The sequence below is a fragment of the Gemmatimonas sp. genome (genome assembly GCF_044345575.1).
GTDB lineage: Bacteria > Gemmatimonadota > Gemmatimonadetes > Gemmatimonadales > Gemmatimonadaceae > Gemmatimonas.
The window spans coordinates 1-10,196 of record NZ_JBIJAW010000099.1 but is presented as its reverse complement, the minus strand read 5'-3'; the positions used below and the strand labels follow the sequence as shown (position 1 = coordinate 10,196).

At 67.0% G+C, this 10,196-nt stretch carries 8 protein-coding genes; 7 read left to right on the top strand and 1 reads right to left on the bottom strand.

Annotation, left to right across the window (positions count from 1 at the left end; genetic code table 11):
* A partial coding sequence (locus tag ACIQ6O_RS07975; RefSeq protein WP_396207250.1) for a carbon starvation CstA family protein occupies positions 1-827 on the bottom strand: 827 nt, incomplete at its 3' end.
* A gap of 252 nt (positions 828-1,079) precedes the next feature.
* Between ACIQ6O_RS07975 and ACIQ6O_RS07970 the strand changes: the two genes are divergently transcribed.
* From ACIQ6O_RS07970 to ACIQ6O_RS07940, 7 genes are all read left to right on the top strand, one after another.
* Complete coding sequence (locus ACIQ6O_RS07970) at positions 1,080-1,937, top strand: metallophosphoesterase family protein (RefSeq protein ID WP_396207249.1); 858 nt, start codon at positions 1,080-1,082, stop codon at positions 1,935-1,937.
* A gap of 69 nt (positions 1,938-2,006) precedes the next feature.
* Positions 2,007-2,846, top strand: a complete 840-nt coding sequence (locus ACIQ6O_RS07965) for a SprT-like domain-containing protein (RefSeq protein ID WP_396207248.1) — start codon at positions 2,007-2,009, stop codon at positions 2,844-2,846.
* Positions 2,847-2,944: 98 nt separating this feature from the next.
* On the top strand, positions 2,945-4,183 hold the full coding sequence (locus tag ACIQ6O_RS07960) for an acyl-CoA dehydrogenase family protein (protein WP_396207247.1): 1,239 nt from the start codon (positions 2,945-2,947) through the stop codon (positions 4,181-4,183).
* A gap of 187 nt (positions 4,184-4,370) precedes the next feature.
* Positions 4,371-7,436: a SusC/RagA family TonB-linked outer membrane protein gene (locus ACIQ6O_RS07955; protein WP_396207246.1), complete on the top strand. Its 3,066-nt coding sequence runs from the start codon at positions 4,371-4,373 to the stop codon at positions 7,434-7,436.
* A 5-nt stretch (positions 7,437-7,441) separates the two neighbouring features.
* Positions 7,442-8,680, top strand: coding sequence for a RagB/SusD family nutrient uptake outer membrane protein (locus ACIQ6O_RS07950; RefSeq protein ID WP_396207245.1), 1,239 nt, complete (start codon positions 7,442-7,444; stop codon positions 8,678-8,680).
* A gap of 182 nt (positions 8,681-8,862) precedes the next feature.
* Complete coding sequence (locus tag ACIQ6O_RS07945; RefSeq protein ID WP_396207244.1) at positions 8,863-9,618, top strand: electron transfer flavoprotein subunit beta/FixA family protein; 756 nt, start codon at positions 8,863-8,865, stop codon at positions 9,616-9,618.
* A gap of 3 nt (positions 9,619-9,621) precedes the next feature.
* The coding region (locus ACIQ6O_RS07940; RefSeq protein WP_396207243.1) for an electron transfer flavoprotein subunit alpha/FixB family protein at positions 9,622-10,196 on the top strand (575 nt) is incomplete at its 3' end.

Below are 10,196 nucleotides of genomic sequence, written 5' to 3'. Positions count from 1 at the left end.
AGCAGCAGCCACACCGGCAGGACCGAGGCGGCGAACCCGTACACCATGATGGCCAGCGAGAGCGTGGTGCCGTCGAGCGTGAACACCGGGGCCCACGTGGGCGACTCCGATACCCACTTGCCGGCCCACAGCGCCACGCCGAGCAGGACGAGGCCGATCGCCGTGGTTTCGAGGACGGCGCCCGGGCGCACGTAGCGCATGTACAGGCCCATCAGGAGGGCGATGGGAATGGTGAGCCCGATCGTGACCGCACCCCAGGGGCTGTCGCGAAGCGCATTCACCACGATCAGCGCCAGCACGGAGATGAGGATGACCATGATGCCGAGCACGGCGATGAGCGCCGTGGTGCCCGCCACCGTCCCGATCTCCTCCTTGGCCATCTGGCCAAGCGACTTGCCGTCGCGCCGCACGGAAGCGGCGAGAATGACGAAGTCCTGTACGGCGCCGCCCAGCACCACGCCCACCAGAATCCAGAGGATGCCTGGGAGGAAGCCGAACTGGGCCGCCAGCGTGGGGCCTACCAGCGGGCCGGGGCCGGCGATGGCGGCAAAGTGGTGGCCGAAGACCACCCACTTGTTCGTGGGGACGAAATCCCGGCCGTCGTCGAGTCGTTCGGCCGGCGTGGCCCGGGTCTCGTCGAGGGCAAAGATGTCGTGCGAGATGATTCGGCTGTAGAACCGATAGCCGATGAGGTAGGTGCAGACCGCCGCCGTCAGGATCCAGGCAGCACTGATCTGTTCACCGCGATTGATGGCCACGTAGGCCAGGGCGCCCGCGCCAAGTGCGGCAACGGCCAGCCAGGGGAGGACTTTGAGCAGTCGAGACACGCGGGAGGGGGATAGGTGGGAGCCGACGAGCCCATATGAAGCGCTGGGCGGCGGCTTGTCAATGAACGCGCACCCCGCGGGGGGCGTTGTCGGCCCCCCCCAGAGCCACTTGGCCCGCCATTCCTACTCCGTGCGGCGGCCGGAGGCGGCTATTGTTCGCCATGCGCACTCCAGTAACCCTGATTCCCCGCGACGGCATCGGCCCGTCATGCGCCGACGCCGACGCGTCTGCGCATCGGGTGATGGCGACGCGTGGCTGAGTCTCGCATGGTCCAGGAAGGCGTGCGGGTCCTGCATGTGTCGGACATGCACTGCGGGCACCCGTTCGTGCAGGCCCACGTGGACGCTGCTCTGGCGCTCGCCCGGGCACAGCGCTGGAACGCCATCGTGATGAGCGGCGATTTCTCGCAGCGCGCGCGTGTGCACGAGTTCGAACACGCGCGCGAAATGGTCGCGCGATTCCGTGAGGTCGCGCCGGTCATCACGGTACCGGGCAATCACGATACGGCCTGGTGGCATGCGCCGTTCGGCTTCGGCGATTTTCCCCGACTGCACGAGCGTTATCGGCAGTACATCTGCGGTGACACGGAACCCACGGTGCAGGTGAACGGCGTGACCATGGTGGGGCTCAACTCCTCGTGGGGCACCAACCCCGAGTCCCTCACGTGGTATCCGCGCGACTGGCGCGTGAAGGGGGGGCTCACCGACGCGCAACTGCGCGATGCCCATACCCGCCTGGCCGCGGCGCCGGCGCATGATCTGCGGCTGCTGGTCGTGCACCACAACGTGGTGCGCGGCCGTCTGTCGCGCCGCTGGGGGCTCAAGCAGCCGCACCGGGTGCTCGACGCTCTGACCGCCATGCCGGTGGACGTGGTGTGCACCGGGCACGACCACGAGGAGCAGGTGGAGCTCGTGGGGGGGCGCGTGCTGGTGAGCGCCGCCAACACGCTGTCGAGCCGCATGCGCGGCAAGCGACCAAGTGCCCTCAACGTGATTGAGGCTTCCGCCGACCGTGTGACCGTGCAGGCGTGGACCTACGACCGTGGCGCCTTCGTGCCGGGACCCATCAGCCGGTCCGCGGCCCGTGAGCCGTCCGTCGGTCGTCCGTAACGACGGCTCGGCTCACGAATGGCCCCGCGGCGCAGTTGCCGCGGGGGAGAGGGGCCTCCAAGTTTCGGCGTGCCTTTCTTTGACGACCTGCAACTCGGATTCTTCAGCGACGCCTCGGCCACCGGGCCCGCGCCGCTGGCCGGGGCATCGTCGGTAACGGGGACGCTTACGACGGAAGGGGCCGCCGCGGCGCCGACCAGTCAGCACGAGGCCGACGATCAGCGGCAGGTGCGAGGGCGGACGGCGCTCCGGGCGCGCACGGCGGTGCTCTTTTCCCGCTTGCAGGACATGGGACTGCGCGGCGTCGACCAGCTCGTCCTCATGCGGACGCGCACCGTGATGGTCTCGTTTATTGGACGTACCCTGCGCGTGCACGAGGGGTACGCCGAGGCGCCCGAGTCGGTGCTGCGGGCGATCGTGGCGTTCGCCGTTGCCCGCAACAAACCGGAACGCCTCGCCGCGCGCGAGGTCATTCTGGCCCACGACGTGGATCGAGCCCCCGTGGCCCGGCGGCAGGAACCGGCGCGACCCGGGGATGCCGCCCTCATCACGCAACTCACCGAAGCGCACCGCCAGCTCAACGCCCAGTGGTTCGAGGGGGCGCTCACGAGTATTCCCCTGCGGCTGTCGGGAAAGATGGCGACGCGACTCGGCCACTACGACCCGGGGTCGCGCCATCTCGCGTCCGAGATCGTGATGTCCCGCTCGCACATCGCCCGGCACGGGTGGCGCGAAGCGATGCACACGCTGCTGCACGAGATGGTGCACCAGTGGCAGCACGAAACGGGGCGTCCGGTGGACCACGGCCCCGAGTTCCGGAACAAGGCACGGGAGGTGGGCATCACCCCCGCCGCCCGTCGCGATGTGACCCCGCTCGAGCGGCAGCGGCAGCGATTGGCGGGCGCGTAGCCAGCGGGTGCCGGGGCGTTCGGGTGACCCTTGCCTCGGGCAACTGGTCCTCCGACTAGATTTCGGTGTTCCCTTGCCCATCCCATAGCCGCACTGCCATGGCCCTCGATACGATTTCGGCCAGCGAGATTCCCGCGCTGCCGTCCGTAGAGCTCACCGCCCACCCGGGTGATCTCTTCAACATCGACGCCGCGCTCACCGAAGAAGAGCGCGCCATTCGCGACACCATTCGCGCGTTCGTCAACGAAAAGATCCTGCCGATCATCGGCGACTGCTATGTGCAGGGGCGCTTTCCTGACGAGCTGATTCCCGAGCTTGCCGAACTCGGCGTTCTTGGGGCCAATCTGCCCGAAGAGTACGGCTGCGCCGGACTGTCGAGCGTGGCCTACGGGCTCATCATGCAGGAGCTCGAGCGCGGGGACAGCGGCATTCGCTCGTTTGCCTCGGTGCAGGGCGCCCTCGTGATGTACCCCATCTTCGCGTTCGGCAGTGAAGAGCAGAAGCGCCACTATCTGCCAAAGCTCGCCAAGGCCGAGATGATCGGCTGTTTTGGCCTCACCGAGGCCGATTACGGCTCGAATCCGTCGGGCATGATCACGCGCGCGCGGCAGCAGGCCGACGGCAGCTGGATTCTGAACGGCGGCAAGATGTGGATCACCAATGGATCCAAGGCACACATCGCGATCATCTGGGCCAAGACGGGGGACAGCACCGACGACAGCAGTATCCGCGGCTTCGTCGTCGACACCTCGTTGCCTGGCTTCTACGCGAAGGATCAGCACGGCAAGTTGTCGCTCCGGGCCAGTCACACCTCGGAATTGGTGCTCACTGATGTGCACGTGCCGGCCGATGCGATTCTTCCCAATTCCAAGGGACTCAAGAGCCCGCTCATGTGCCTCACGCAGGCGCGCTACGGGATCTCGTGGGGTGTCCTCGGTGCCGCCCTGGCGTGCTTCGAGGAGGCGGTGAGCTACAGCAAGAGCCGCGTGATGTTCGACAAGCCCATCGGTGGCTTCCAGATCCAGCAGGTGCGTCTCGCTGACATGCTCACGGAAATCGTGAAGGGGCAGCTCGTGTCGCTGCACCTCGGCCGGCTCAAGGACGCGGGTAACTTCACGCCCACGCAGGTGTCGCTGGCCAAGCGCAACAATGTCGACATCGCCACCGACATCGCCCGGGAAACCCGTCGCCTCCTCGGGGGCAACGGCATTCTCGCCGAGTACGGCGCGATGCGTCACATGGCCAATCTCGAGAGCGTATACACGTACGAAGGGACGCACGACGTGCACTCGCTCATCCTCGGGCAGGCGATCACGGGGCTGAACGCGTTCAAGTAACGCGGAATCGGCACCGTTTGAGGGAACCGAGGCAGAATGGGGAGGGCGGCGAGCATGGGCTCGCCGCCCTCCCCTTTTTGCACCGGTGCCACTCGTGGAGAGTGACCCCCCGCTTGTGTCGGATGTTACGGCGGATAGGTTCCCGCGCACTTGTTCTTTCCCGCCCAAAATCCAGGAGACGACGCAGATGTTGCACTCCGCCGTCCGCTTTGCCGCGGTACGGGCCCGCACCCTCGGTGTGGCGCTCGGACTCGTGGCAGCGAGTCTGGCCTCAAGCGCCGAGTTGCCGGCGCAGGGTACCGGCTCCCTCGCCGGTACCGTGGTCAGTGAGAAGAATGGATCGCCGATCGGCGACGCCCAGATCATGGTGGAGGGCCGCAATGCCGGCACCACCACCGACGCCGCCGGTCGTTTCCGTTTGGCCGGTCTGACCGGCAGCGGACAGGTGCAGCTCACAGTGCGGCGTATCGGTTTTCAGCCGCGCACCGTGGGCGTCACCATCGGTGATGCCAATGTGCGTATCGCGCTCGCCGAGCGCGCCATGGAGCTCACGAGTGTCGTCGTGACGGGCACGGCTGGTGTCGCCGAAAAGCGCGCCATTGGTAACGCCGTCAGCACGGTGAACGCCGCCGAAGTGGTTGCCACGCAGCCGGTGAACTCGTTCCAGGAACTGCTCAACGGCCGCGCGAGCGGCGTGAGCATCGTGGCCAGCTCCGGTCAAGTCGGCACCGGGTCGCGCATCCGCGTGCGCGGTGCGTCCTCGCTGTCGCTGTCGAACGACCCGCTCATCTACGTGGACGGCGTGCGTGTGGACAACACGCAGGCATCCGGTCCCGCCAATCAGGCGTTCGGCTCGGCGTCCATCTCCCGCTGGAATGACTTCAATCCCGATGACATCGAGAGCATCGAAGTCATCAAGGGCCCGGCCGCGGCCACGCTGTACGGTACGGAAGCGTCCAACGGCGTGATTCAGATCATCACGAAGAAGGGCGCCGCTGGCCGCCCGGTGTGGAACGTGACCGCACGCGGCGGATCGAGCTGGGTCCCCAACTGGGAAACCCGATTCGCTGACAACTATGGCACGGTGCCCCGCGCCGGCAGCGCTACGGCGCTCGACACGGTCAGCATCTCCACGCGGCAGCTCAACGACTCGCTCAACGCCCGCTTCGGCAACGACGTGTTCACCACGGGCGAGTTGCAGGACATTCAGATGTCGGTGGCCGGCGGCACGAATTCGGTGCGCTACTACGTGGGCGGAGGCTACGAGGAGAATCAGGGCGCCGAACGCGTGAACCGTCTGCGCCGCACCAATCTGCGCGTCAACCTGCAGGCGAATCCCAGCCCCAAGGTGGATGTGCAGACGAGCCTCGGCTACACCACCGGCCGTACCTACCTGCCGTTCGAGTCGGGTGGTGGTGGCGCCACGTGGGCCACGTTCTTCTCGTCGCCGAGCTTCCTGTACGGCGGCGTGGGCGTGAGCTCGCGCAACCCCGGCAATCCGCAGATGGGCTTCCGCTCCGGTCCGCCGAACGCCTACTACGAGGCGTACGATGTGTTCCAGGATGCCGACCGCTTCACCGGCAGCTTCCAGTTCACCAATCGTCCCACGTCGTGGCTCAATCACCGCCTCATCGTGGGTCTCGACCGGCTCGCCGAGAACAACGAAGATCGCACCCCGCGCAACGACATCATCGCTGCGACGTATTCGGCCTTCGCCGGCTCCGGGTTGCCCACGGCGGGCGCCATCACCAACAGCACGCGCGACGTGACGCTCACGTCGTACGACTACGTGGCCAACGCCGACTTCCAGCTGTCGCCTCGCATCAAGAGCGTGACGTCGGCCGGCGGGCAGATCTATCTGCGCCAGACGCGTTTCCGTTCCATCAGCGGGTCAACCTTCCCCGCCGTGGGGCTCACGTCCATCTCGTCGGCCGCCATTCGCAATGTCGGCGCGGATGAACTCACGCAGAACAACACGGTCGGTGCGTTCGTGCAGCAGCAGTTCGTGTGGAACGACCGACTGTTTCTCACCGCAGCGATTCGTACCGACGACAACTCGGCGTTCGGTACCAACTTCGATGCCGTGACGTATCCCAAGCTGAGTGCCTCATGGGTGCTGAGCGAAGAACCGTCGCTACCCATTCCGGCGTTCGTGAATCAGCTGCGTCTGCGCAGTGCCTACGGCGCCTCCGGTCTTCAGCCCGGCGCGTTCGACGCCATTCGCACCTACACCGCCGCGGGCGGGTTCCTCACGCCGTCGTCGGCCGGTAATCCCGACCTCGGCCCCGAGCGCAGCACCGAACTCGAACTCGGGTTCGACGCCGGGTTGTGGAACGATCGCGTCGGCATGGAGGTCACGTACTTCCAGGGCACGACCCGGGACGCCATCCTGTCCCGTCAGGCGCCGCCCTCGAACGGCTTCCCGGGGCTGCAGCTGTTCAACGCCGGGCAGGTGGACCGCAGTGGCCTCGAGTGGGTCGTGCGCGGCACGCCGCTGCGTCGGGAAAATCTGGCGCTCGATCTGACGCTCAGCGGCTCGGTGAACAGCTACAACATCGCCTCGCTCGGCGGCGCGACCGACTTCGTCTCGCTCTCCAGCAACATCGCGCATCGCGTGGGCTATGCGCCCGGCGCGTGGTGGGATCGTCGTATCGTCAGCGCCGATTACGATCCGGTGACCAAGCGGGCCACGAACGTGCTCTGTGACAACGGGACGGGCGGCACGGTGGCGTGTGCGACGGCACCGCGCGTGTTCCTCGGCAACAGCGTGCCCATGCAGGAAGGGTCGTTCAGCGCCGGCCTCACGATGTTCAAGAACCTGCGCGTCAATGCCTTCGTGGACTGGCGCGGCGGCTACAAGAAGCTCGATGGTAACTACCGCGTGCGCTGCGGCGCCTTCGCGCTGTGCCGCGAGCTGTACTACCCCGACGAAGTGACGGACAAGGCGCAGCTCGCCGCCGTACAGGGCGGGACGGCCTATACGCATCACCTTATTCACGACGCGAGCTTTGCGCGCTTCCGTGAGCTGTCGGCCACGTACACGCTGCCGGCCAACTTCGCGCGTCGCGTTGGGGCGAGCCGCGCCTCCATCACGGTGGCGGGTCGCAACCTCGGGTTGTGGACCAACTTCCCGGGCATCGAGCCCGAAGCGTCGTTCAACGGCGGCGCCCGTGGTGGCTCCTTCGGCCAGTGGGAGCAGAACGTGCTGCCGCAGCTCCGTCAGTTCGTGACCACCGTCAACTTCAACTTCTGACCATCATGCGAAACACGATGAAGGTCCTGACGGCGGTCGCTGCCCTCGGCCTCGTGGCCGCGTGCGGTAACTTCGACCGCCTGCTCACCGTGCAGACGCCAAGTCGTCTTGCCGAAACGTCGTTTCTGGTTCCGGGTAACGCTGCCCTCATCTCGGCGAGTGCGGTGGCCGACTATGAGTGCGCGCTCGGCGGCTACATCGTCGCCAGCGGTCTCGGTGCCGGCGAGCTGGTGGACGCCACGCAGACGGCGGCGCGCTGGAACTACGATCGCCGCAACGTGGAAGCGGTGGATGCCCTCTACTCCACGAGCGGCTGTGAAGGGATCGGTGTGTACACGCCCATCAACACGGCGCGCTACACGAACGATCAGGCCGTGCAGAAGCTGCTGGAGTGGACGGATGCGCAGGTGCCCAACCGTCAGCGGCTCATCGCCATCAACTCGGCGATGGCGGGCTTCAGCCTCGTGCTGCTGGGCGAAGGGTTCTGCGAAGGCGTGATCGGCCTTGGTGGATCGCTTACGCCGGCGCAGCTGTTCGACTCGGCGGAGGTGCGCTTCACGCGCGCGATCACCGCTGCCACGGCGGCCGGCGACGCGAGCGCGCTCAACCTGGCCTACGTGGGGCGCGCGCGTGCCCGTATCAACAAGGGGCAGAAGGCGGGCGCGGCCGAAGATGCGGCGCGCGTTCCGGTGGGCTTCGTGTACAACGCCACCGCCGATGCCACGATCGGGCGCCGCAACAATCGCATCTTCCAGCAGGTGAACCAGTCGAATGCCACGACGGTGGCGCCGGCGTACCGCACGCTCAACGATCCGCGCGTGTCGGTCACGGATCTCAACCGTACGGCGCCCGACCAGGTGAACCGACTCTGGAATCAGAACAAGTACGCCAGCCTTACCGCCACGTATCCGATCGCGTCGGGCATCGAGGCGCAGCTGATCCTCGCCGAGGCGCGGGGTGGGGCGGAAGGCGTGTCGATCCTGAACACGCTCCGCGGCCGGGCCGGTGTGGCGCTTCCTGCTCTCACCGGGGCGGAGACGGCCAACTTCGATGGGGCCGTGGCTGAAGAGCGTCGCCGTGAGCTGTTCCTGCAGGGGAACCGCTGGTTCGATGTGAAGCGATTCAACCTGCCCCAGGTGCCGGCCGCCAACACGCTGTACGCCAAGGGCGGCGTGTACGGGACACAGCGTTGCTGGCCGCTGCCGGACGTGGAGAAGCTGGCCAATCCGAACATTCCGCGCTGACCGGGACTGAACGGCTCGTCACTGCCGGGCCCGCCGCAAGGCGGGCCCGGTTGTCTTTTCAGAAAACGCGACGGTTGCGTCGCATTTCTTCGGGCGCGGCGCATTGCCCGCGCCGGTGCCGGTCCCTAGCTTCCTCCGTGCAGTCTCCCAATCCTATCTGACATTCGAACGGAGCGACCGCGGTGAAGATCGCCGTGTGCATCAAGCGCGTCCCCGTGATGGAAACCAAGTTCGCGATCGCGGCCGACGGCACGCGCGTGGACGAGGCGGGGCTCAAGTACGACGTGAACGACTTCGACCTCTGGGCTATCGAGGCGGGGCTTCAGCTCAAGGAAAAGAACGGCAACGCCGGTGAAGTGGTGGCCATCTGCCTCGGCCCCGACGCGGCGCAGGAGCAGATCCGCAAGGCGCTCGCGATGGGCGCCGATCGTGGTGTGCTGCTGCAAGCGGCCACGGTGCCGGCCGACGGGCTTTCCGTGGCGCGGGCCCTCGCCGCCGAGCTCAAGGAGGGCGGCTACGACCTCGTGCTCTTCGGTCGCATCGCCATCGATTCTATGAATCAGATGACGGGACCCATGGTGGCGGAACTGCTCGACCTGCCGTGCGTGACCAACGTGTGCAAGCTGGAGATCAGCGGCGGCACCGGGCGCGCCGAGCGCCAGCTCGAAGGGGCGAGCGAAGTGGTGGAGTTTCCGCTCCCTGCGCTGCTCACCATCGACGACGGTCTCAACAAGGAACGTCTCCCCAGCCTCAAGGGCATCATGGCGGCCAAGAAGAAGCCGCTCGACGTGAAGCCGGCGCAGCTGGGCGACATCAAGGTCTCGGTCACGAAGATGGCGCTGCCTCCCGAGCGCGCGGCTGGTCGCATTCTCGGCGACAGCGCGGCCGCGGTGCCCGAACTCGTGCGTCTCCTCCAGACTGAAGCGAAGGTGCTCTGAGCCATGGCCAACGTTCTCGTTTTTGCCGAAGTCCGCGCGGGCGATGTCCGTAAGGTCGCGCTCGAGGCGGTGACCGCCGGTCGCCAGCTCGCCGAACTGTCGGGTGGCGGTAGTGTGCACGCGGTGCTGGCGGGTGACGCCGGCATCGGTGGCAAGGCTGGTGCACTGGCCGAGTACGGCGCCGACAGCGTGCTCGTGCTCGAGCATGCGGGCTTTGCCCAGTACAACCCCGAAGCGCTCGCGGCCACGCTCGCGCAGCGCCTGTCGGGTGGTACGTACGGGTTCGCTGTATTCAGCGCCACAGCGCAGGGTCGCGACCTGTCGCCCCGCGTGGCCGCCAAGTTGGGGAGCGGCCTCGCGCCGGATCTCACGAGCTTCACCGTGGAAGGCGGCAACGTGGTGGGGCAGCACTTCAACATGAACGGCAAGACCATCGCGACGCTCACGCTCACCGGTTCGCCGGCGGTGCTGTCGGTGCGTCCGTCGGCCTTCCAGCCGGCGGCTAACGCCCGCCCGCTGGCCACCGAAGCCATCAGCAGCGCCACCGATCCGTCGGCGTCGCGCGTGAAGGTGGTGGA

Coding starts and splice junctions, on each gene's coding strand:
- ACIQ6O_RS07960 (WP_396207247.1), top strand. CDS start 2,945: ATGGCCCTCGATACGATTTCGGCCAGCGAGATTCCCGCGCTGCCGTCC.
- ACIQ6O_RS07950 (WP_396207245.1), top strand. CDS start 7,442: ATGCGAAACACGATGAAGGTCCTGACGGCGGTCGCTGCCCTCGGCCTC.
- ACIQ6O_RS07955 (WP_396207246.1), top strand. CDS start 4,371: ATGTTGCACTCCGCCGTCCGCTTTGCCGCGGTACGGGCCCGCACCCTC.